The organism is Streptomyces milbemycinicus (assembly GCF_002154605.1).
GTDB lineage: Bacteria > Actinomycetota > Actinomycetes > Streptomycetales > Streptomycetaceae > Streptomyces > Streptomyces milbemycinicus.
The window spans coordinates 1-2028 of the sequence record NZ_MUNE01000651.1 but is presented as its reverse complement, the minus strand read 5'-3'; the positions used below and the strand labels follow the sequence as shown (position 1 = coordinate 2028).

Annotated in this window: 3 protein-coding genes; 1 reads left to right on the top strand and 2 read right to left on the bottom strand. The window is 70.5% G+C overall.

Features of this window, described 5'->3' with window-relative positions; all coding sequences use genetic code 11:
- Nucleotides 1-87 precede the first annotated feature (87 nt).
- Both CCN51_RS41535 and CCN51_RS41530 read right to left on the bottom strand, forming a co-directional pair.
- A complete protein-coding gene (locus CCN51_RS41535; protein ID WP_086860752.1) occupies nucleotides 88-864 on the bottom strand; it encodes an SDR family NAD(P)-dependent oxidoreductase in 777 nt (258 codons plus the stop codon).
- Nucleotides 865-867: 3 nt separating this feature from the next.
- Nucleotides 868-1467 (bottom strand): acyl-CoA dehydrogenase family protein, encoded by a 600-nt coding sequence (locus CCN51_RS41530; RefSeq protein ID WP_238545241.1) that lies wholly within the window; start codon nucleotides 1465-1467, stop codon nucleotides 868-870.
- Between CCN51_RS41530 and CCN51_RS41525 the strand changes: the two genes are divergently transcribed.
- Nucleotides 1448-1918 carry an MmyB family transcriptional regulator gene (locus tag CCN51_RS41525; protein ID WP_014172777.1) on the top strand — a complete coding sequence of 157 codons (471 nt, stop codon included), beginning with the start codon at nucleotides 1448-1450 and terminating at the stop codon, nucleotides 1916-1918. The two genes, CCN51_RS41530 and CCN51_RS41525, sit on opposite strands and share 20 nt — an antisense overlap.
- Nucleotides 1919-2028 lie beyond the last annotated feature (110 nt).

Sequence of the window (2028 nt, the reverse complement as noted above, 5' to 3'; positions counted from 1 at the left end):
CTGCGCGAGGCGCTGGACGCGCTGTCCGCCGATGTCGTACGGGCCGCGTACATCGGCGGCCAAGAGATCACCCCATCAGCCGTGGGTTCAGACGCTGTACCCGCCGTCGACCCCCAGTGCCTGTCCGGTGATGAACCCGGCGCGCTCCGAGGCGAGGAACGCGACCGCCTCCGCGATGTCCTCCGCCCGGCCGAACCGGCGCAGCGGGATATTGCGCCGGGTGATGACGAGGGCGTCCTCGTCGAGTTCGCCGGAGTCGATCAGCCGGGCCGCGATGCCGTCCGTGAGCATGCCGGGGGCGACACAGTTGACGCGGACGCCGTACCGCCCCTCCTCGGCGGCAAGGGCGCGCGCCACCGCCTCGACCGCTCCCTTGGCGCCCGACGACAGCCCGTCGCGGACCGGGAAGCGGCGGGTGGCGACCGTCGTCACGGCGACGACGCTGCCCCGGCTCTTCCGCAGCAGCGGCAGCGCGGGGTGGACGAGGTTGAAGAACGCCACGGCGTCGGCCTCCAGTTGGGCACGGTACTGAGCGGGCGTGACCCTGCTCAGATGCCTCATCGGGACGTGCGGCCCGGCCGCGTACACCAGGGTGTGCAGGCCGCCGCCCGCCGCGGCGGTTTCCGTGACGGCCCGTGCGGTGGCCTCCTCGTCGGTCAGGTCCACGCGCAGGGAGCCGACGTGGCGGCCGTACGCCGTCACCTCGCCGACGAGAGCGCCCGCCGCTTCCTTGTTGGACCGGTAGGTGAAGGCGACATCGCTGCCGCGCTCCGCGAGGAGCCGGACGACGGCCGCTCCGATGCCGCCGGTGCCGCCCGCGACGAGGGCGACGCCCGGCCGGTCGGCGAAGTCGTGTACGGACATGTCTCACAACCCCAGGGACTTGGCGATGATGACCTTCATGACCTCACTGGTCCCGGCATGGAAATGGGTGATGCGCGCGTCCGCGTACAGGCGCGCGATCGGGTACTCCAGCATGTAGCGGTATCCACCGCAGAGTTGAAGACATCGTCGAGGGTACGGGCCTGCAGACCCGGGCATACCGTCCTCCATCAGCGTCAGCCCCGCCCGCCGGTCGCCGGGGTCGGTCGATGTGCGCGCCACCACGGTCACCAGGTCGGCTAGCAGACCTCCGGTGATGAAGGTCTTGGCGCCGTTGAGGACGTAGGCGTCGCCGTCGCGTACGGCGGTCGTACGGATCCCCTCGATGTCGGAGCCGGTGCCGGGCTCGGTCATCGCGATCGCGGTGAGCAGCTCCCCGGAGGCGAGCCCGGGGTACCAGCGCTCGCGCTGTTCGGTGTCGGCGTAGGCGAGGAAGTAGGGGAGGACGACGTCGAGTTGGGTGCGTACGGTGCCCAGGGTGACCAGGGCGCGTGCAGCCTCCTCCTGGAGCACGACGTTATAGCGGTAGTCGGGCTGTCCGCCCCCGCCGTAACCCTCGGGGACGGTGCGCGACGCCGCGGACACTGTAGACAAGCACGGCGGCCCCAACATCGCCCGCTACATCTTCCTCGACCCCGGAGCCCAGGACTTCTTCGTCGACTGGGACACCGCCGCCACCGCCACTGCCGCGCTGCTGCGCCCCGAAGCCGGCCGCGAGCCCCGTGACCGCGCCCTGCGGGAACTGATCGGAGAGCTGTCCACCCTCAGCCCCGACTTCCGCGCCAGCTGGGCCATGCACGACGTCCGTATCCGCCACGACGGCATCAAGCGGTTGTGGCATCCCGACGTGGGCGAGCTGGAGCTGCGCTATCACTCCCTGGACCTGCCGGTGTCCAACCGGGCGGTGCACGACCTGACCCTCTACACCGCCGAACCGGGCACCACCTCCGAAGACCGGCTCAAACTCCTCGCCAGCCTCGCAGCCTCGCAACCCCATTCGGCAGAGCCCATCTCACCGAAGAGTCCTCCTTCGTGATGACGGGAACCGCCGTCGTAGCGGACTTCCACGCGGCGATCACTGGCGCGATCAGCGCCCACTGCTCATCGGACAGGCCGGTCTTGTAGGGCTTGCGCTCGCTCACGGTG